At 42.8% G+C, this 20,153-nt stretch carries 18 protein-coding genes; 11 read left to right on the forward strand and 7 right to left on the reverse strand.

What is annotated here, in order from left to right; all coding sequences use genetic code 11:
- Nucleotides 1–72 precede the first annotated feature (72 nt).
- Complete coding sequence (uxaC, locus tag AC3WTB_RS14100; RefSeq protein ID WP_492333867.1) at nt 73–1,506, forward strand: glucuronate isomerase; 1,434 nt, start codon at nt 73–75, stop codon at nt 1,504–1,506.
- 68 nt (nt 1,507–1,574) lie between these two features.
- Here uxaC and AC3WTB_RS14105 read toward each other — a convergent pair whose 3' ends face one another.
- On the reverse strand, nt 1,575–3,068 hold the full coding sequence (locus tag AC3WTB_RS14105) for a peptide MFS transporter (RefSeq protein ID WP_024425520.1): 1,494 nt from the start codon (nt 3,066–3,068) through the stop codon (nt 1,575–1,577).
- Nucleotides 3,069–3,331: 263 nt separating this feature from the next.
- Here AC3WTB_RS14105 and AC3WTB_RS14110 point away from each other — a divergent pair, with 263 nt between their 5' ends.
- From AC3WTB_RS14110 to AC3WTB_RS14155, 10 genes are all read left to right on the forward strand, one after another.
- Nucleotides 3,332–5,119: a right-handed parallel beta-helix repeat-containing protein gene (locus tag AC3WTB_RS14110; protein WP_039176499.1), complete on the forward strand. Its 1,788-nt coding sequence runs from the start codon at nt 3,332–3,334 to the stop codon at nt 5,117–5,119.
- 198 nt (nt 5,120–5,317) lie between these two features.
- Nucleotides 5,318–6,643: an LLM class flavin-dependent oxidoreductase gene (locus tag AC3WTB_RS14115; RefSeq protein ID WP_492333868.1), complete on the forward strand. Its 1,326-nt coding sequence runs from the start codon at nt 5,318–5,320 to the stop codon at nt 6,641–6,643.
- Between the two features lie 16 nt (nt 6,644–6,659).
- A complete protein-coding gene (locus AC3WTB_RS14120; protein WP_059374438.1) occupies nt 6,660–7,163 on the forward strand; it encodes a GNAT family N-acetyltransferase in 504 nt (167 codons plus the stop codon).
- A 22-nt stretch (nt 7,164–7,185) separates the two neighbouring features.
- The gene (locus AC3WTB_RS14125) at nt 7,186–7,980 is read left to right on the forward strand and encodes an amino acid ABC transporter substrate-binding protein (protein WP_024427304.1); all 795 of its coding nucleotides are present in this window, start codon (nt 7,186–7,188) and stop codon (nt 7,978–7,980) included.
- A gap of 24 nt (nt 7,981–8,004) precedes the next feature.
- Complete coding sequence (locus tag AC3WTB_RS14130) at nt 8,005–8,679, forward strand: amino acid ABC transporter permease (protein WP_024427305.1); 675 nt, start codon at nt 8,005–8,007, stop codon at nt 8,677–8,679.
- Nucleotides 8,680–8,691: 12 nt separating this feature from the next.
- Nucleotides 8,692–9,438, forward strand: coding sequence for an amino acid ABC transporter ATP-binding protein (locus AC3WTB_RS14135; RefSeq protein ID WP_039176505.1), 747 nt, complete (start codon nt 8,692–8,694; stop codon nt 9,436–9,438).
- 33 nt (nt 9,439–9,471) lie between these two features.
- A complete protein-coding gene (locus AC3WTB_RS14140; RefSeq protein ID WP_492333869.1) occupies nt 9,472–10,629 on the forward strand; it encodes an amidohydrolase in 1,158 nt (385 codons plus the stop codon).
- Nucleotides 10,620–11,954, forward strand: a complete 1,335-nt coding sequence (locus AC3WTB_RS14145) for an MmgE/PrpD family protein (RefSeq protein WP_492333870.1) — start codon at nt 10,620–10,622, stop codon at nt 11,952–11,954. The genes AC3WTB_RS14140 and AC3WTB_RS14145 overlap by 10 nt, the downstream gene beginning before the upstream one ends.
- Before the next feature lie 537 nt (nt 11,955–12,491).
- Nucleotides 12,492–13,184, forward strand: a complete 693-nt coding sequence (locus AC3WTB_RS14150) for a winged helix-turn-helix domain-containing protein (protein ID WP_461199120.1) — start codon at nt 12,492–12,494, stop codon at nt 13,182–13,184.
- Nucleotides 13,174–14,601 (forward strand): ATP-binding protein, encoded by a 1,428-nt coding sequence (locus AC3WTB_RS14155; protein WP_492333871.1) that lies wholly within the window; start codon nt 13,174–13,176, stop codon nt 14,599–14,601. The genes AC3WTB_RS14150 and AC3WTB_RS14155 overlap by 11 nt, the downstream gene beginning before the upstream one ends.
- Nucleotides 14,602–14,639: 38 nt before the next feature.
- Here AC3WTB_RS14155 and AC3WTB_RS14160 read toward each other — a convergent pair whose 3' ends face one another.
- From AC3WTB_RS14160 to AC3WTB_RS14185, 6 genes are all read right to left on the reverse strand, one after another.
- A complete protein-coding gene (locus AC3WTB_RS14160; RefSeq protein WP_492333872.1) occupies nt 14,640–14,819 on the reverse strand; it encodes an STAS domain-containing protein in 180 nt (59 codons plus the stop codon).
- The gene (locus AC3WTB_RS14165; RefSeq protein WP_492333873.1) at nt 14,795–15,484 is read right to left on the reverse strand and encodes a GAF domain-containing protein; all 690 of its coding nucleotides are present in this window, start codon (nt 15,482–15,484) and stop codon (nt 14,795–14,797) included. Before AC3WTB_RS14165 ends, AC3WTB_RS14160 begins: the two co-directional genes overlap by 25 nt.
- 164 nt (nt 15,485–15,648) lie before the next feature.
- The gene (locus AC3WTB_RS14170; RefSeq protein ID WP_034283784.1) at nt 15,649–17,025 is read right to left on the reverse strand and encodes an aspartate kinase; all 1,377 of its coding nucleotides are present in this window, start codon (nt 17,023–17,025) and stop codon (nt 15,649–15,651) included.
- Nucleotides 17,026–17,199: 174 nt separating this feature from the next.
- Complete coding sequence (locus AC3WTB_RS14175; RefSeq protein ID WP_144464113.1) at nt 17,200–18,633, reverse strand: MDR family MFS transporter; 1,434 nt, start codon at nt 18,631–18,633, stop codon at nt 17,200–17,202.
- Between the two features lie 16 nt (nt 18,634–18,649).
- Nucleotides 18,650–19,516, reverse strand: coding sequence for a TetR/AcrR family transcriptional regulator (locus tag AC3WTB_RS14180; protein ID WP_492333874.1), 867 nt, complete (start codon nt 19,514–19,516; stop codon nt 18,650–18,652).
- A 139-nt stretch (nt 19,517–19,655) separates the two neighbouring features.
- Nucleotides 19,656–20,030 (reverse strand): hypothetical protein, encoded by a 375-nt coding sequence (locus AC3WTB_RS14185; protein WP_492333875.1) that lies wholly within the window; start codon nt 20,028–20,030, stop codon nt 19,656–19,658.
- Nucleotides 20,031–20,153: the final 123 nt, after the last annotated feature.

The raw sequence follows: 20,153 nt of genomic DNA on the forward strand, positions 1-20,153 counted from the left end.
GGTGTTATTTTTGTTAATAACACCTTATTTCATTTAATTGATTTTCTAAACATAAGTATAGAGGTGACTATATTGTCTACATTCCTAAGCGAAGATATGATGCTTAATCACGAAAGTTCAAAAGTTCTTTATCATGATTACGCGAAAAATATGCCAATCTATGACTTTCATACGCATTTAATGGCTGATGATATTGCTACTAACAAAAAATATGAAAATATGACTGATATTTGGCTGAATGGAGATCACTATAAATGGAGGGCTATGCGATGGTTAGGTGTAGAAGAAAGATTGATCACGGGGAATGCAAGTGACAAGGAAAAATTCTTAGCTTGGGCCCAAACGGTTCCATATACAATAGGAAACCCTCTTTATCATTGGTCACATTTAGAATTAAGTCGTTATTTCAATATAAATGAGTTGTTCTCAGAAAAAAATGCACATAAAATTTGGGATATCTGTAATGAGAGATTAAATGAAAGGAACATGTCAACAAATGGAATTTTAGAAAAATTTAATGTAAAAGTTGTATGTACGACTGATGATCCAATCGATACTTTAGAAATTCATCAAATCATACGTAAAGATGTAAGAATTACAACTAGGGTCCTACCTACATTTAGACCGGATCAAGCTTTAAATATTGAACAATCAAATTTTGTGAATTATATAGAAAAATTAGGTGAGTCAATCAACGGCGTTGTTTTAACATATGAAAACTTTATCTCTTCATTACATTCACGAATTGATTATTTTCACGCGAATGGATGCAGAATGTCTGATCATGGTTTTGAAATATTTCCATTTTCACCAGCTACTGAACAAGAAGTGTCTTCTATATTTGTACGTGCGTTGCAAGGAAAAACACTATCCCAAGAGGATATCAATAAATTTAAAACAAACACTCTTCTTCACCTGAGTAAAAAATATCATTCTCTTCATTGGACCATGCAATTACACATAGGTGCTTTAAGGAATAATAACACACGAATGTTCAAGTTAACGGGAAAAGATAGTGGGTACGACTCTATGTCTGACTTCCACCTAGCAAGACATTTAAATGGTTTTTTGAATGAATTAGACAAAGATAACCTTTTACCTAAAACCATTATCTATAATTTAAATCCCGTTCATAATGCGATTGTGGCCTCTACTATAGGGAATTTTCAATCTTCTGATGCCAGAGCAAAAATTCAATTTGGATCCGGGTGGTGGTTTAATGATCAAAAAGACGGCATGCTAGATCAAATGAAAACATTATCTAATATAGGTTTGCTTAGCACTTTCGTAGGTATGCTTACAGACTCAAGGAGCTTTTTATCGTTCCCTCGTCATGAATATTTCAGAAGAATTTTATGCAATTTATTTGGGACTTGGATAGAAAATGGTGAGCTTCCAAGGGATTACGAATTTATAGGGAAAATAGTCAAAGATATTTGTTATCACAATGCCGTGAATTATTTTAATATTGAAATAAATGAGACAGTACCAATGAATACGAATTAAAAATATATGAAGACTGATCATCAATAAAGTAAAAAACTGGACATGATGTACTCATGTCCAGTTTTTTATTAATGAACGCCTTTCATCGCTTTCTTAATCACTGGTGTCAGTAATAGCATTACAACGCATAAAACGATGGCCAGCAATCCGATGATACCGAAATAGACGGTTTCTGGCACTTTATCAAACAGTTTGACTACTTGCGCATTGATCGCCTGTGCCATCGCATTTGAAAGGAACCAAAGGCTCATCGTCTGCGCTGAGAAGGCAGCAGGTGCCAGCTTTGTTGTTGCTGACAGTCCAACTGGTGATAAGCAGAGCTCTCCGATCACAACGAGGAAGAAGCTCAGAACGAGCCATAGTGGGCTCACAAGTGTGTTCGGACCGGACATGTATGCAGGAATGATCATGATGATGAAGGATAACCCTGCAAACAGAAGGCCGAGTGAGAATTTAATCGGGGTAGACGGCTGTTTTTTTCCAAGTCTGACCCATAACCAAGCAAACACTGGAGACAGCAGCACAATAAAGATAGGGTTCAATGATTGGAACCATGAAGACGCTAGTGTCATCCCAAGAAAATTCAAGTTTGTTCGTTGATCTGCATATGTCGCTAAAATGTTTGAGCCTTGTTCTTGAATCGCCCAGAACATCACGGCAGCAAGGAACAATGGAATATAAGCGAGAACCCTGGATTGCTCCACTGCACTCGTCTTTTTACTGAAATACATGACAATGAAATAAACAATCGGAATGAGTACACCAAGGGCACTGACAAACCAAGTGAATAGATTAATTGTGAGTGCGCCTGTTTGAATGCCAATGACAGCAAAAACTGCGAGCAAAATCACAACCAATGATCCGTAAATTTTGAAGTTCTTACGTTCGGCAGCTGATAATGGATTTGTCACATAAGTGCCGGCAAGACCAAGGTTCGGTTTTTTTGTGACCACAAATGTAATGAGTCCAACAAGCATCCCGACGGCAGCGAGTGAGAACCCGAGGTGGAAATTCACTTTTTGACCGAGTGTTCCGACAATTAATGGGGAGATAAAGCCACCCATGTTGATCCCCATGTAGAAAATACTAAATCCAGAGTCCCTGCGCGGGTCTGTTTTTGTATACAGGTCGCCAACAATGTTTGAAACGTTTGGCTTAAGAAGACCTGTCCCAATAATAATCAGTCCCATACTAATAAAGAGCGCTGTTGCTCCGCTTGGCAAAGCCAAAATCACGTGGCCAAGCATAATGAAAACTCCGCCATAAAACACCGTACTGGACGAACCAAATACCCGGTCGGCGAGCCATCCGCCAATAACTCCTGACATATAGACAAGCGCACCGTAGACCGACATGATCGAATTGGCTGTCGTCTGGTCAAAGCCTAGACCGCCTTTTGTCACCTCTGTGTACATATAATAAATAAGCAGTGCACGCATGCCATAATAGGAGAAACGCTCCCAAAATTCAGTGAAAAACAGTGTGTAAAGTCCTTTTGGATGTCCAAAAAACCCTTTTTGAGGAACACTTTTAACAATTTTATCGTGGTCAATTGTAGACATGGCATAGATCCTTTCTTAAAAAAAGAGATATGAGAAAAATGATATTCTTGTATAGTTCTTGTGTCAATATAAAACTATTCTAAAACAGGAAAATGTTAGTTCAATAGGCTTAAAGACTCAAAAAATTGAAAAATTCATTGAAGTAAAAATTATCGGAAAGTTATTCCGGAAGAATTTATTTAAAATTTGAAGCAATGTACAAGCAAACCTTTACCACATGCATAGGATGACGAGAGAACATGTGTGAAAAGGAGTGATTTAGGTTGGGGGAATTGAATGAAGCTGATCTAAAAAAACCTGTTGTCAATGTACTAGATTTTGGCGTGATTGCTGACGGGAAAACGGATTGCACAGCCAAGCTCAATGAATGTTTAGAATGGACAAAAGCACAAGGGTATTCCCATGTCTGGCTGCCGAGCGGCACATATTTAATCGATGCGGTGTACAGAGGTGATTCATTTTTTCCTTTCCGAGGTGCAGGTATACGGGTGCCAAGTCATATATGCATTGAGATGGCGCCAGACGCTGTGATAAAGGTAAAACCAAATGATTCATGGGGGTATGCAGCCTTTTATATAGGAAAGGTTCAGAATGTGACCATCCGAGGCGGACGTATTGAAGGGGATCGTCATGAGCATGTATACAAGCCGCTCCCCTCTGAACGAAAAACCCATGAATGGGGCTTTGGGGTGTGCATTGAAGGTGCCTCCCATGTCGAGGTGAATCATGTCCAAATCAAAAATTGTACGGGAGACGGCATTATTGTCAGTCCCCATGGTTTATTGACAGAGGGTGAACCGTACTCGCCTGCTGCATCTATTGATATTTCCGGCTGCACCATCACAGATTCGAGGCGCAACAACATTTCGATTACAGGCTGTGATGGGGTCATTGTGGAGGACTGTCTCTTGGAAAGAGCAGGAGTAAATGGGGTCGAGCCAAGAATGGGCATTGATATTGAAGGCTATGGAGAAAATGCCGTTAATATGGAAGAACCGCTGAATATTCAGATTCGAAACAACATCGTCAGAGGAGGGGCTGCGAGCTCAATCTATAACTTTAACGGTTATGGTGTGATCATTGAAGGCAATCATACAGATAGCAGTATCTCCTATGGCTTCTCCACCGAAACGATCATTGCCAACAATATGATTCGTGCAGTGGGAGGAGGGGTTACAAAAGCAGGGATTACGAGCTTAGGCGTCTCACTTGGCCAAACCGAAAACAATGTGATTATTATTGGCAATATGATTGAGGGGTTTGAAAAAGGGATTGATGTGAGGGGAGACAGTGTTCACATTACAGGTAATAAGATTAGTCTTTTTGAAGATGCGGCTGTGTCCGTTTATATGGCGAATCGTATTCTAATAGAAGGAAACCATATTGAATCAGGAACGAATACCGGAAAAAGGAGCGCCTCCCTGCGTATCTATCAATCGGATAGTGTCGTCTTTTCAAACAATACGGTCTATTCTGTTATCGATGCGGCCGTGGTGAGAGGAACGAATATCCTTATTCAGCACAATCAATTCAAAGAATTCAGCAGAGGAATCTGGGTGCAGGAAGGGGAAACAGGGATCAACGGCAACCACTTTATTCAAGAAGGACACCCGGAGCTAGATTCTTCCTATACGATCAGTGTCACCGAAAATGCAAAGGCTTTCATCTGGCAGAATCGCTTTAAAAACTATCAAAACTACGCTGTATACAGTAGCACGACAGGGGCATTAGAAATTAAAGACAATTCCTTTGAAGAAACATCCTTATATGTGGTGATGTATATTAAAAATGGTTCACCACAAATTGGAGATAACCGCTTCTATTTGAATCGATCGATCGGACAGCCGACAGCGATCTTTATTGACCAGGCTTCGTCAGCTCGTGTGCTACGCAATAACATCATCAATCTATCTCCTCAAAAAGCGATTGCCGTCCGCACTGCAAATTCCACTCATTCTGTCATCGCTCACAACATGCTGGAACGCAGTCAATTGTTGACACATACCACAGACCGGCTCATCGGAAATATTGAGATTGATACGCCATCATAAGCGTTTGAAATCCCTTATTTTGGAGGTTCAGAAGGCGGTTGACAATCCTGTAAAAAGGGCATATAGTAATAATTATTTTTCATTTTTCGCAACATTTGCCCTTTTTTTATTAATAAAACCGATTAATTCAATCAGAAAAATGTATCTTCTAAGGACTTCAGTTTGATACATGTAGGATATAGAAAGGATGAAGAACAAGTGTCACAGCCGAAAAGGAAGCTCAAGCTAGGCGTATTCATCGCAGGAACTGGACATCACGTTGCCTCTTGGAGACATCCGAATGCAGTACCAGACGCAGCCATGAACCTAGATTATTTTAAACAATTAGCGAAAAAGGCAGAGGAAGGAAAGCTGGATTTGCTCTTTTTAGCTGACAGTTTATCCATTAATCAAACCTCTCATCCGAACGTATTAACGAGATTTGAACCGCTCACGCTGCTTTCATCTATTGCTGAGTCGACTTCAACGATTGGTTTAGCAGCAACAGCATCCACTACATACAGTGAGCCTTTCCATATTGCAAGACAGTTTGCCTCCCTTGATCATTTATCAGGCGGAAGAGCGGCATGGAATGTGGTCACATCTTCTATTGAAGAAACAGCGAAAAATTTTAGCGGAGAAGAGCATTTAGCACACCATAAACGTTATGAACGGGCAGAAGAGTTCGTCGAAGTCGTCAAAGGTCTCTGGGATTCTTGGGAGGAAGACGCCCTTGTCAGAAACAAGGAAACAGGAGAATTCTTCGAATCTAGTAAGCTTCATGAGCTCCAGCATAAAGGTGAGTTCTTCTCAGTCAGGGGGCCTCTTAACGTATCACGTACGCCGCAAGGGCAGCCCGTGATCATTCAAGCAGGATCTTCCGAAGATGGTCAAAAGCTTGCAGCAAAAACAGCAGAGCTCATTTTCACTGCACAAAACGATCTCGAAAAAGCGAAGGAATTTTATCAAAGCTTGAAGGGGAAAGTAGAGGCTGCTGGCCGTGCTAGAGAGGACGTCAGCATCATGCCGGGTATCTTCCCGATCATTGCTGATACAGAGGAAGAAGCCCGAGCAAAATATGAAGAATTACAGGAGTTGATTGTTACTGAGATTGGACTGAGCATTCTGCAAAATTACTTAGGCGGGATTGATCTGTCTCAGTATCCGTTAGACGGACCGCTTCCAGAGATTGATCCGAGCACGTCAAATGCGGTGAAAAGCCGTTTTGATCTCGTGATGAATATGGCGAGAAAGGATAACCTGACCATTCGCCAGCTCTATCAATCAGTTGCCGGCTCACGCGGTCATAATATTTTCATTGGAACGCCGGAGCAGCTGGCAGACGTGATGGAAACATGGCTGAATGAAGAAGCAGCAGACGGCTTTAATGTCATGCCGCCGCTCTTGCCAGAAGGGCTGGATGTGTTTGTAGACCGCGTCGTCCCAATCCTTCAGGAACGAGGCTTATTCAAAACCGATTACACAGGACAAACCTTACGAGAAAATCTCGGACTAACAGAGCCAAAAAATCGCTACACGACATAAGGTGAGGTGACTAACGTTGGGATACACGTTTCGTCTGGCAACAGAGGCAGATATAGAGGCGCTGCTTGAACTAACAACAAGAGCCTATGAGCCAATTCGTGAGCTCGGCATTCAGTTCCAAGCAGCACATGCCGATTTCGCTCTCGTTCAGAATAATGTACAAAAGAATCTTTGCTATGTGATGGAAGAGAACGGAAAGCTTCTATCCACCTTATCACTCCGAATGCCTTGGGGAGAGCAGCCAGGACCGTTCGGCGTCCCTCACATCTGGTGGTTTGCCTCAGAACCAGCCGCCAAAAAAGGGACAGGCTCTGCCTTGCTGGAATGGGTTGAAACCGAAGTACTAAGGGATACACTAAAGGTACCGTACGTGTCACTCGGTACAGCTGATAAGCACCCGTGGCTCGTAGAAATGTATGAGCGCAAAGGCTATGTCAGAGCAGGAGAAAAGGATTTAGGCAAAGGTCATATCACGGTTTATTTTAAAAAACAATTAAGATCAGATATCACACAACCATAAGACGAAAGAAGGGTTTTCGAACATGAAAAACAAAAAGTGGCTAGTCGTTCTTTTTGCAGCAATGCTAGCAGTTTTAGCAGCTTGCGGCGGCAATAATCAGAGTGAAGGCAAAGACGAAAAAGTATTAAAAGTAGGTGCTACTGGACAAAGCTATCCTTTTGCTTATAAAGACAATGGCAAGCTCGTCGGATTCGATGTTGAAGTAACAGAAGCCATTGCGAAAAAGCTTGGTTACAAACTAGACTGGCAGCTGAGCGAATTCAGCGGACTAATGGGACAGCTGACATCTGGTAAGCTCGATACGGTGTCAAACCAAGTTGCCATTACAGACGAGCGTAAACAAACATTTAACTTTACAGATACGTACGCATACGCAGGAACACAAATCATCGTGAAAAAAGACAACAACGACATCAAAGGTCTTGATGATTTAAAAGGAAAAACAGTGGCGGCGGTTCTTGGCTCTAACCATGCTAAAAACTTAGAGAGCAAAGACCCAGATAAGAAAATCAAGATTAAAACATATGAAACGCAAGACGGCGTATTAAATGAAGTGGCAAATGGCCGCGTAGATGCTTATGTCAACGGACGCAGTGTATTACTTGCTCAAATTGAAAAAACAGGTCTGCCGCTGAAAATCGTAGGCAACCCAATTGTGTATGAAGAAGTAGGCTACCCATTTGCGAAAGATAAAAAGCATGACAAACTAAGAGAAGAATTTAACAAAGCCATCAAAGAATTAAGAGAAGACGGGACACTTAAGAAATTGTCTGAGAAATATTTCAAAGACGATGTCACAGTGCCAATTAAAAAATAACAACAGCGGCGGTGAAGAGCAGACATGAACAAAATTGATTGGCAGTATATGGTGACGGTTTTTCCGACACTGCTTCAATACTTGCCGATAACGATCTTCATGGCGATTGTCTCCATGGTATTTGCCATTATCATTGGTGTGGTATTCGCTCTTATTACAAAAAACCGGATACCTGTTTTATACCAATTTGCCAAGCTGTATATTTCTTTCTTCAGAGCGGTTCCAACCTTGGTTCAGCTCTTTCTCATTTATTTTGGTCTCCCGCAGCTATTCCCTGCGATGACCTCAATGGATGCTTTAACAGCGGTCATTATCGGATTAAGTATTAAAAACTCAGCATACTTAGCAGAAATTTTCAGAGCGGCTCTGAACTCAGTGGATGAAGGGCAGCTTGAGGCATGCTTATCTGTCGGTATGACAAGATGGCAGTCTTACGTCAGAATTATTTTCCCGCAGGCCATCAGAAATGCGATTCCAGCGACGGGGAATACCTTTATTGGTCTTTTAAAAGAAACATCTCTTGCCTTTACGATTGGTGTGGCAGAAATGTTTGCACAAGGGAAGATGATTGCATCGGCGAACTATAAATACTTTGAAACCTATTTAGCCGTAGGGATTGTGTATTGGGTGATGACCATCATTTATAGCTTCCTGCAAGACCTATTTGAACGAAAAATCAGCAAACCTTACCGGAATTAAGGAGGTGTGGACATGATCAAGCTCACCAATTTGAAGAAATCATTCGGCGACCTTGTCGTCTTAGACGGAATCAATCTCGACGTGCAAAAAGGGCAGGTTGTGGCCATTATCGGACCTTCTGGCTCCGGTAAATCCACCTTGCTGCGCTGCTTAAATTTATTAGAAACACCAGATGAAGGCACGATTGAAATTGGCGATGCGAAGCTCGATGCGTCTAAATATTCACGTAAAGAAGCCCATCACCTGCGTCAACAAACGGCCATGGTGTTTCAAAACTATAATTTATTTAAAAACAAGACAGCGCTACAAAACATTACAGAATCATTGCTTGTGACGAAAAAAATGACAAAGCAGCAGGCGAATGAAATCGGTATGAAACTGCTGAAGCAGGTAGGGTTAGAGCAAAAGGCTGACAGCTATCCAGTCACATTATCTGGCGGGCAGCAGCAGCGGATTGGGATTGCCCGCGCGTTAGCGGTTGATCCACATGCGATTTTGCTGGATGAACCAACGTCAGCGCTTGATCCAGAGCTTGTTTCAGGTGTGCTTCAAGTCATTAAATCCATTGCGATTCAAGAAACAACGATGATCATCGTTACACATGAAATGGCGTTTGCAAGAGAAGTGGCAGACCATGTGATTTTCATGGCAGATGGTCATATTATTGAGCAGGGCACGCCAACTGAGCTATTCGATGAAACGAAGAATGAACGGACGAAACGATTTATCCAAAAAGAAGCAGCGGCTGAAGAAGCATAAGCTGCTTTTTATTCTTTAGAGGGGTGATTGACAGTGAAATCAATAGGAAATGAAGCTTTAAACAAACGTTTAATCAACATTCGCCGAGCGCTTCATGAGCATCCAGAGCTGGCGTTTGAAGAATATGAAACGACAAAGAAACTGCGCCGCTGGTTAGAAGAGGAAGGGATTACTGTACTTGATATCCCAGCCCTGCAAACAGGCGTTGTCTGTGAAATCAAAGGAGAACAAGAAGGACCGACGATTGCTCTGAGAGCCGATATTGACGCTCTTCCGATTGAAGAAGCATCTGGCGAATCATTTTCTTCAAAGGTACCGGGCAAAATGCATGCATGCGGTCATGATTTCCATACAGCTTCTATTTTTGGGGCGGCTCTTTTATTAAAGGAGCGGAAACACGAAATCAAAGGAACGGTCCGTGTTTTGTTCCAGCCGGCTGAGGAAGTTGCTCAAGGAGCGAAGCACGTTATAGAGGCAGGCGTTTTAGATGGAGTCGATGCGATTTTCGGTATGCACAACAAACCTGACCTGCCAGTTGGCACGATTGGCATTAGAGAAAAAGCATTGATGGCGAGTGTGGATCGGTTTGAAATCGATATTAAAGGAACGGGAGGTCATGCCGGAATTCCAAATCACACGGTGGACCCCATTGCCATCAGCGGGCAGATCACTAGTGCCCTTCAGCAAATCGTCAGCCGCCGCATCAGCTCCTTGCATCATGCGGTTGTCAGCATCACACGCATTCAAGGCGGTACATCATGGAATGTCATACCCGACCGTGTCGAGATGGAAGGAACGGTGCGGACGTTTGAGCCTGAAGTAAGAGCAATGATTCCACAGCTCATGAAACAAATCGTCAGCGGAATTGCAGAGGGATTTGGAGCAGAGGCTGAAGTGAGATGGCATCCTTATTTGCCTTCTGTCATGAATGATGAGCGTCTGACAAAGGTGGTAGAAGAAACGGCGGGCTCGCTTGACTTACGTGTCGTGCAGGCAGAGCAGTCACCGGGCGGAGAAGATTTTGCCCTTTATCAAGAACGCATTCCAGGCTTTTTTGTATGGATGGGGACCAGTGGTACGAAGGAGTGGCATCACCCTGCGTTTACATTAAATGAAGACGCACTTCCGGTTGCTGCTGCTTTCTTTGCTGAGCTTGCCGTTCGGGCATTGGAGTCTCGATCATGGAATTAACAAAACAACTGGCAGAGGTAGTGCTTTCTGCTGATCCGCTGCAAGATGAACGGGCCATTCAGATGGCTAGAAATGGCCTGTTAGATGCTGCGGCATCAGCGCTTGCTGCGAAAGAGGATGAAGGGATTCAGAAGCTGATGGTGCTTGTTGAACAGGAAGGCGGAGCCGCTCAGATTCCAGTCATGGGAAAAGGGAGGAAGGTGAGCCGCCAATACGCAGCAATGCTGAACGGCTACCTCATCCATGCCCTTGATTATGATGATGTGCACTCAGATGTGAGAGGACATCCAAGTGCGGTCATCATTCCGGCGCTGCTATCACAGCTGACAGACGGCAAAGGGTATGGCGAGCGGTTTTTAGCAGCCTACATTACAGGTGTTGAAGTGATGGCAAGACTTGGCGAATCCATCGGCAAGGCGCATTATGAGCGGGGCTGGCATAATACGGGGACACTCGGTGCCATTGCGGCAGTGTGTGCGATTGGCTATTTGAAGCAGGTCACACGAGAAGAACTGACGAAAGCAATCGGCTTTGCCGGGGCGCAATCAGCTGGAATGCGAAAGCAATTTGGCTCTGATATGAAACCATTACAAGCCGGCTTAGCTGCTAAAACAGCCGTTTTGTCTATGGATTTAGCTTGTTCAGGTTTTGGCGGGAATGACTCGGTTCTTGATGGCGCACTTGGTTTCTTTTCGCTCTATGGAGATCAGGAGCGTGCGGAAAGCCGTTTGCTAGAAGACTATGGTTCTACATGGCGTATTGTTTCGCCGGGGCTGTGGTTCAAAGTATATCCATTCTGCTCAGCAGCCCACCATGCGGCAGATGCGATCCAATCTTTAATAAAAGAGCGGGCTTTTTTGCCGGAGCAGGTGAAACAGGTTGATGTCATATTCCCGCCAGACGGAGATGCGGCGCTTATTGAGCGAACACCTTTGACTGGAGAAGAAGGACGATTCAGTGTTGAATATGTCATCGCACTTGCAGTGTTTGGACAGACGCTTACGCTGGATGCCTTTACGAAAAAAAGCATTCCATCAGACATGCGGACATGGATGAAACGGGTGAGCAGAGGATATGATCAAACGATAGAGCCCCATCCCGATGCTGTTCCAAAAGGACGCTTTACGATTGTGAAGCTCACCTTATCTGACGGCACCACCATCAGCAAACGAGTTGATGTACCTCAGGGAGCACCAGGCTGTGCGTTATCGAAAGAGGATATCATACAAAAGTTAAGCAGCGTCACAAGCGCATCACAAGCACAGCAGATTTTACAGGCGGTTGAAGAGGGAAACGACGCTGCGTATTTGAAGTTGCTGGCATGATAAAAAAGCTCATCGATAGAGATGAGCTTTCAGCGTGTAGACAAACCCTCGCATTCGGTGTCAGTTTTGCGCTCCGGTGCTCGCTCTTCCTAGACTGCAAAGGTTTTCTATCACGCTGAAAGGAAGACAAAGGGCTAAAATAAAGATCATTTTAGCCCTTTGTCAACAATCTGAAAGCTCATCAATAGAGATGAGCTTTTTTAAATAGATATATCATAAACTGTCAGGAAGTTCTTTATCTAAATATATGAGAATTCCTCATGAGTTAAAGAACCATAAATGACAATGTCCTCATCTTGATATGTTGTAAAGTAATGTTGAATCATAACTCAACTAACATGTTGACCATCTTCTGCAATTCCATCATAAAAAAACTCATGTGATCCACCGCAGTATTAGTTCTTTCAAAAAGTATGAATAAAAGATGACCAAACGATGATAAGTTCATGAAAACAGTGGAATCCAATTGAGATTTGAGAGGGAAGATGTAAAATAAAGCTACATAAAGAAAAACAATGGCAGCAGCGGAGGCTGATGATGAAAATATTAATGATTGAAGATAATCAGAGTGTTTGTACAATGACGGATATGTTTTTTCAACGAGAGGGATTTCAAGCTGAATTCGTTCATGATGGATTAGAAGGACTGAATCGCTTTCAGCAAGAGGAGGATTGGGATCTGCTCATCTTAGATGTCATGCTTCCTTCGATGGATGGTCTGACCATTTGTCAAAAGGTGCGCCAGATCAGTGATGTTCCGATTATCATGCTGACAGCAAAGGAAACCGAATCTGATCAGGTACTTGGTTTTGATCTTGGGGCAGATGATTATGTGACCAAGCCCTTTAGCCCACTCACCTTGATGGCAAGAATTAGAGCGGTGAAACGACGCTTTGCTCATACAACGACTCAAGAAAAGGTGAATGAGGGTGAACGGCTGGAGACAGCACATTTTCAGTTGGATAAGAAAACGAGGGAGGTTTTCCTGGATGGAGAGCGAATAGAGAACCTCACACCGAAGGAATACGATCTGTTGTGCTTTTTTATTCAGCATCCTCGGCAAGTATTTTCACGAGAACAATTGCTTGAGCAAATTTGGGGATATCAATTTTATGGAGATGAACGAACGGTAGATGTCCATATTAAACGGCTGCGCCAAAAAATTGGGAACGGTCCTAAGCCCTTTTTGTATACAGTATGGGGCGTAGGGTATAAGTTCGATGAAGATTAAATATTTTTATCAGCTGCTGATCAGTCATCTTGGGTTATTGCTCATCGCCATTGTCATTATCAGCACCCTTTTATCTCATTTTGTGAAAGATATTGCCTATCAAAACAGAGTGAATGAAATGAGCTCCTATGGGAATGAAATCTTGCAAGATTATAAACGACTCCCTAAAAGCGAGATGACCTTTCGTCTGCGTCCATTTGAAGATATTCTTTCGACGAGGCAAATTCGTTTTTTCGTGTTTGATGAAAAAGGAGATATTCTCTCTCAGCAGCAAAAGATGCCGCCGCATGAAGTATTATTGACAAAGGATTTATGGGCCAAACTCTCAAAAGGAGAGCAAATCATTGACAAGCGAAGTGATTCACGCCGCCTTGATCAAGAGGCATCACTTGTGGCACTCCCTGTCATGGAGGATGGTAAGCTAAAGGGCGGAGTCGTCCTTATTGCCCCGATTCAAGGCGCTGAACAGCTTATCTCCCAAATGAATCGTTACCTGTATATCATCGTATTTGTGGCACTGACGATCACCTTTATTCTCAGCCTGTTCTTGTCTAAATTTCATGTGAACCGCATCAAAAAGTTGAGAGAGGCGACTGAAAAGATTGCGCAAGGTGATTACAACATCAAGCTTGAAAACAAACACCTTGATGAAATTGGCACACTTGGTGAGGATTTTAATATGATGGCCAAGCGTCTTCAGCAATCAAGAGAGGAAATTGACCGGCTCGAAAAGCGCAGACGCCAATTTATCGCAGATGTGTCTCACGAATTGAAAACACCGCTGACCACCATTCGAGGACTGGTGGAATGGCTGAACACAGCGGATGTGTCAGCAGAAGAGAAAGAGAAATGCTATTCCTTAATTACTGACGAGACAAAACGTATGCTGCGCCTCGTCAATGAAAATATGGATTATGAGAAAATTAGATCGAATCAAATTACCCTTCAGAAATTTCACTATCCACTCATTGACACTTTTGAAGTGATGAAAGAACAGCTGAGCCGAATCGCCGAAGAGAAAAACAATCAGCTGATCGTGGATGTTGATCCCCAGCTAAAGGTTTATGCAGATTATGACAGGCTCATTCAAATACTTGTTAATATCACAAAGAACGCGATTCAATTCACAGAAGGCGGTCGTATTTATTTAAGAGGAAAACAAGGAAATCAAGAGACGATCATTGAAGTGGAAGACACAGGCATTGGCATTGCGCCAGATGAAGTCAAACACATATGGGAACGTTTTTATAAAGCGGATATCTCAAGAACGAATACACCGTATGGAGAATACGGATTGGGCTTGTCCATCGTGAAGCAGCTTGTGGACTTACATGAAGGGCATATTGATATGAAAAGTGAAAAAAACAATGGAACGACATTTACCATTCGACTGCCGTTTCCAGAAGAAAAGGGCTAAAATGAAGTTCATTTTAGCCCTTTTTGGTGAATCACCACTTATTCATTTTTGGTAAACGTTAACCCAATATGAGCAAGTGCCTGCGGTAAATCTTTTCGGATGGTGATGTCTTTAAACGATATATTGGATTGAATCGCACTTAAAGCAAGGTCTTGTTTAATGCCTGTTAAAACTGCTGAAATTCCTAAAAGTCTCAGCGTTTGTGCGTAGCTGACCAAATATTAATGCTCTGTTCATTCAGGCTTTTTGTTCCCGATACATCAATAACCAAATGAGAGAGCGACAGCCTGTAGCTTTCCTGTAAAATGGTTTCCAAAATATGCTGAGCACGTGTCTCTTCAATATCACCAAGCAGAGGAAGCACGGCGACACCGTCAACAACCGGTACGATCGGTACAGACAATTGCTGAATCTGCCTGTTGGCACGGTCTAGCTCGAGAACGTAGCTTAATAAAGAAGCCATCGTTTCAAACATATACACATGCTCTTCTGTAAAATGCTGCGGCTTCACATCAAGTCCGCAAATCGTCCCGTAGTTTGTCCCATCTGTGAAATCAATGGGAACCCCAATGAACGAGCCGCCTTGAAGATTTTTCGTGACCTCTAAGTATTTAAAACGGTCATCTTTCGAAATGTCAGGGATCACAAGTGTATTCCGATGATCGACCGCCAGCTTGCAAAATGTCTTTTCGTAAGGAAGTTCTTCTCCTTCTTCAAGAAGCTGCTCGTCTTGATTTAGCACCTTTACAATATGATTGGTGTTTTGATCATTTTTAGCAATAAACAGTGTATTCACATCAATGAATTGACTCATCATGTTTAAAATACTAGTAGAAGCATCATGAAAATTGCGAAACTGTTTTAATAGTTGTTGACGAGGCATTGTTTTAGGACTCCTTGTAGCTCCGATCACAGGCCGGAACAGTTAGTTGATTTGTCTCTATCATACAAAATCAAAAGAGAAATAGATACACTTTAATGCGCAAAAACACTCGAATCCGGCGAAAGCAAAAAGGCTGCCGATCCAAAGATCTGGCAGCCTGCTGATTAAAGGGAGACAGGGACAGTAGACATAGAGAAAAATTCCTCATATAAGGCTTGAACAGCTTCTTTTTCTTGAGCCGCTTTGACGCCAAACATCATGCTGACCTCTGAAGAACCTTGGTTGATCATTTCGATATTGACCTTCGCTTTTGACAGCGCCTTTGCCGCTCTTGCTGTTGTGCCTACATTATGACGCATCGCTTCTCCTACAACCATAATCAGCGAGAGATTCCGCTCTAAAACGACCTCATCTGCATCAAGCACGAGCTTCAATCGGTCTAGCAGCTCTTCTTCAATATGCTGCTCCTCCAGCTGATCCTGCCGTAAAATAATGGTCATATCATCAATGCCAGAAGGAACATGCTCATACGTAAGCCCATATTCCTCTAGTGTTTGCAGCACCTTACGTCCAAAACCGACTTCTCTGTTCATCAAATATTTACTAATGTAAATGCTGCAAAATCCATTGTCTGAGGCGATTCCAACAACCGGTCCATTTGTATGATCCCGCTGATTCACAATTTTTGTACCCTTTGCCGACGGGTTGTTGGTGTTTTTAATCTGAACTGGAATGCCTGCACGGAAGGCCGGAATAAGTGCTTCATCATGGAACACAGAAAAACCAGCATAGGACAGCTCGCGCATTTCCCGGTATGTCAGCTCTGTAATCTCTTTCGGTTCATGAACGATCGTTGGATTGACAGCATAGACAGCATCGACATCTGTAAAGTTTTCATACACATCTGCCTTCAGGCCGTTCGCCAAAATGGAGCCGGTAATATCGGAGCCGCTTCGCGAAAAGGTAACGATGTCTCCCGCTAGACTAAAGCCAAAAAAGCCAGGGAATATAATAATGCCAGAGCGCTCTCTTAATTTGTACAAATGATCATATGACTCCGGCAGGACTTGCGCTTGGCCAGGCTCATCGCTCACAAACAAACCAGCTTCCTTTGGATTCACATAATGAGCTTCAACACCCTGGTGGCGGAAATACGCAGCAATGAGCTTGGCGTTATTGTCTTCACCGCTTGCTTTAATGGCATCAAGATAGCACTCAGGGCGGGATGAATCAGCCTGTAATAATGTGTCTAGATCTTGCCTGATGGTATCGATAATGTCTTGACCTAATCCGAGTTCATCCGCTATTGAGGCATACCTCTCAATGACGGCTTCCTTTAAATCATGTGCTTCACCTAAACGTAAATATTGTTCACCACAGCTAATTAATAGATCGGTGACCTTCGTATCCGTTGAATGCCGTTTTCCTGGTGCGGAAACAACGACTGCTTTTCGAGCTGGATCTGCTGTTACAATGTCAAATACCTTTTGCAGCTGCTTGCCAGATGCAAGTGAACTGCCACCAAATTTCACGACCTTCAATGCATACATCTCCTATAGTAAAAATTTTCTCACAAATTGAATAGTTCCTATTATCAACTCTTTTCCTTAAATTATCAAGGTTTTTCTTCACTAGAAATACAAATGTATTTACAGAGAGGACGTTTCTGTATGATGATATGAAAAAAGAGCCGGCCATATGCCGAGCTCTTTTCCTTATGAAGAAGAGGAGGAGGAAGATATCTCCTGCTTCATCACTTTGTTATCACGTTTTGCCTTTAAGAAAAAGGAGAGGATGAGTCCAATGACCGCAATCAGACCAGAAATGAAAAATGACGTATTCATTCCATGAACGGCTGATTTTAATGGATTGGCCAATTCTGCATTTGCAGCAGAGCTGCTCATGATGGAAACAAGCACAGCCGTTCCAATGGAACCGCCTATTTGTCTCATCGTGTTATTCATCGCTGTCCCATGCGGGATCAAATGAGGCGGTAATGCGTTAATACCTGCCGTTGTCAGCGGCATCATGATCATCCCAACCCCGATTAAGCGAAGCGTATAGGCGACCGTAATGAGAGCGATCGATGAATCAAGGGTGAGCAGCATAAATGGCAGGGTGGTAACGGTGAGGATCGTAAATCCGCCTAATGCGAGCCCTCTTCCGCCGACTTTATCAAAAATCCGTCCGATAATTGGTGACAGGAATCCCATAAAGAGAGCACCTGGCAATAAGATCAGCCCTGTATCAAGTGCAGACAGCCCTCTGACATTCTGCGTATAAAGCGGCAGAATTGTCTCTGTACCAATTAATAAAGCAAAGACAAGCATTCCAAGGAAGGTTGTTAAGCTAAAGATCGCAAATTTAAATACACCAAACTCAAGCATCGGTCTTGTTAAGTTCGACTGGCGCAGGATAAAGAAGAACAAACTCACGGCGCCGACAATCAGTGAAATGAGAACAGTCGCACTCGTCCATCCATACGTGCCGACACTAGAAAATCCGTAAAGCAGCCCGCCGAAACCGAAGGACGACAAGATGACAGATAAGACATCAATACGTGTCTCTCGCTGCTGTGTGACATTTTTCATTAAGAAGAAAGCAAGAATAAGGTCGATGATACCGATTGGCAGAACAATATAGAACAGGGCCTTCCAGCTGAAGGAATCGACAATCCAGCCGCCAAGTGTTGGTCCAAGCGCTGGTGCGAACGATATGACAAGTCCGACCATGCCCATTGCCTGCCCACGTTTTTCTTTTGGGAAAATGGTTAAAAAGATCGTTTGCATCAGCGGCATTAAAATCCCCGCACCGGCTGCCTGTACGATACGCGCTGCAAGTAACACCGGGAAATTCGTAGCAAATGAAGCAAGAATTGTACCGGCTGTAAAGATGCTAAGTGCCGTTAAAACTAAAGAACGGCTCGAAAATTTCTCAATTAAGAAAGCCGTAATCGGGATGAGAATCCCGTTTGTCAGCATAAAGGCTGTTGTAAGCCACTGTCCTTTGCTGACCTCAATATTGAAGTCCTCCATGATATGTGGGATCGCTGGAATAAGAAGCGTTTGGTTTAATATCGCGACGAATGCCCCAACGAGAAAAATCCCAACAATCACAGATCGATTGTAAGATGTTGTTGATTGGTTCATGTTATCCCTTCTTTATCTATAAAATGATGTTTTTCAGCTGTGACACGTTTTGTGATAAAACGCTGTTTTTGCCTAAATAATCGAGCAGTGAGCTGATTAAAAAGGTTCTCGGTTGGTCCTTTGATAATTCCTGATTGAGCAGCTCATACGCAGAGAGGAGGTCGTCCTGTTCTTCTCCGCTTGGAAGTGAGTGAAGCTCTTGTTTGATTTTTGTTAAGTACGAATTGACAAGTTTTTCTTCGTCATATTCGTCCTGTGAGGAAAGCAAATAAGAGTTCATCAGCTCGTCTGTTAACACAGGTTCAATGGAACAAGGCTTTTTCGATACACGATCCATTACACCGATGATCATTTCGGCGGCAATTTCTAATTGGATGTTTTTTTGCTCAATCGCCAGCATTAAGATGAATTCTCTCATTAATCCATTGAGAACAATCACTAAATCCCAGACATATGGAGCGACAGATTCACCATATGTACTTAAAATAATGTCTCTGTGCCGCTGCATGATAATGGAGCGTGTTTCACGTAAATGCTTAATGACAATGGGCGAATGCTGAGAAAAAGCTTCAAAGGACAGCATGTTCAAAAATTTATGATTCTCTTTAAACTCTTCAAGCTCAAGCTTGATCTTCTTTGTGAATTTTTCCTTTTTGGACAGCGTCGTTTCTGAATGAATGATGCGGGAAATCTCTCTCATTTTGCGCTGATTGTATTTAATCAGTTCTAATAGAAGAGCTTCCTTTGAATCAAACAGTTTATAAATAGACGCTTTGGATATTTTACAGGCATCGGCAATTGACTGCATGGAGACACTCATATAGCCTTTTTGAGAAAACAATTTCTTCGAAACCCGCAAAATCTCTTCTTGCTTTTCGTTCATCTTCTTAAGTCCTTTCCGAATCGGCAAAACCATATGGTCACAATGGAAACCGAGTGGTCACTTTGGCTATCATAACAAAACCAATGCCTTAAGACAAGAAAATGAACTTAAAAAAATACCCGTCTGTATGACAGGTACTTTATCCTTCCGCATGTGCGACATATATTTTTGTTTTGCCGTGAAGTTCAACGACCAAAAGGTCTTCTCTCTCCTTCACAGAGTAAATAGCGGTCCCTTTTTGCAGCCTAGAAGCTGTACCATGTTCAAAATTTTTAGCGGCTGTTTTCTGAATGACACCTACTTGCTGATGTTTTGTGACGTGTAAGGATGTCGTCCAATCTACATTTGTTTCATACACGGTTCCTTCCCATTGAAATAAATCTGCCTGCTGATCCATAGCTAATAACTCTTCCGCACTAGGTGGTTTCGATTGAGAATATTGGACTGATTGGCAGGCGCATAAGGAAAACGTGAGCAGCAAGAGCAATAAACTAAACCATATGTTACGTATCAAAATAGGTTCCTTCCCTTCAATACAGCGTCTCTTAAGTAATGGACGTGAATGAAGTTAAATCGTTACATGCCTAGTCAGTTCATGAGTTTTAGGTGAATGAGATTGTATGTGAGCACAAAATAC

Source organism: Bacillus sp. EB106-04-04-XG123 (assembly GCF_058791855.1).

Coding starts and splice junctions, on each gene's coding strand:
- AC3WTB_RS14105 (WP_024425520.1), bottom strand. CDS start 3,068: ATGTCTACAATTGACCACGATAAAATTGTTAAAAGTGTTCCTCAAAAA.
- AC3WTB_RS14125 (WP_024427304.1), top strand. CDS start 7,186: ATGAAAAACAAAAAGTGGCTAGTCGTTCTTTTTGCAGCAATGCTAGCA.
- AC3WTB_RS14130 (WP_024427305.1), top strand. CDS start 8,005: ATGAACAAAATTGATTGGCAGTATATGGTGACGGTTTTTCCGACACTG.
- AC3WTB_RS14135 (WP_039176505.1), top strand. CDS start 8,692: ATGATCAAGCTCACCAATTTGAAGAAATCATTCGGCGACCTTGTCGTC.
- AC3WTB_RS14145 (WP_492333870.1), top strand. CDS start 10,620: ATGGAATTAACAAAACAACTGGCAGAGGTAGTGCTTTCTGCTGATCCG.
- AC3WTB_RS14150 (WP_461199120.1), top strand. CDS start 12,492: ATGAAAATATTAATGATTGAAGATAATCAGAGTGTTTGTACAATGACG.
- AC3WTB_RS14155 (WP_492333871.1), top strand. CDS start 13,174: ATGAAGATTAAATATTTTTATCAGCTGCTGATCAGTCATCTTGGGTTA.
- AC3WTB_RS14165 (WP_492333873.1), bottom strand. CDS start 15,484: ATGCCTCGTCAACAACTATTAAAACAGTTTCGCAATTTTCATGATGCT.
- AC3WTB_RS14175 (WP_144464113.1), bottom strand. CDS start 18,633: ATGAACCAATCAACAACATCTTACAATCGATCTGTGATTGTTGGGATT.
- AC3WTB_RS14180 (WP_492333874.1), bottom strand. CDS start 19,516: ATGAACGAAAAGCAAGAAGAGATTTTGCGGGTTTCGAAGAAATTGTTT.